General features: G+C 63.6%; 1 protein-coding gene. It reads left to right on the plus strand.

The window, feature by feature from the left end; translation table 11 throughout:
• A partial coding sequence (locus L6R21_28305; protein MCK6563105.1) for a PAS domain-containing protein occupies positions 1 to 517 on the plus strand: 517 nt, incomplete at both ends.

The raw sequence follows: 517 nt of genomic DNA on the forward strand, positions 1-517 counted from the left end.
CCATGCCGCCGAGCTGGAGCTGCGCGTCGCCGAGCGCACCGCGGAGTTGAAGCAGGCCAACGCAAGGCTGGCCGGCATCTTCCGCTCGGCAATGGATGCGTTCGTGGTTTTGGACACGTCGCGCCGCGTCCTGATTTTCAATCCCGCGGCCGAAAAGATGTTCCGCTGCAGCGCCGCGGAAGTGGCCGGAGAGCCGGTGGACCGGCTGCTTGCCCCCGAGCTTGCCGCGCTCCTCGAGCATTACATCACCTCGTCCGGCAGCCCCGCGCAGATGTGGCTACCCGACGGGCTGCACGCGCGCCGCAAGAGCGGCGAGTTGTTTTTGATCGAAGGGTCGCTGTCACGCGCCGCGTCCGGATCCGGCGATCTGTTCACCATCATCCTGCGCGACATCAACGAACTCGAGCACTTGCTCAGCCAGAACGTGTATCTGCGGCAGGAAATCCAGTCGGAGCTGAACTTCGAGGAGATTGTCGGCGCTTCGCCGGCGATTGAACGTGTCTTCCAAAGTATCGAA

It is taken from the genome of bacterium, assembly GCA_023150945.1.
Lineage (GTDB): Bacteria > Zhuqueibacterota > Zhuqueibacteria > Zhuqueibacterales > Zhuqueibacteraceae > Coneutiohabitans.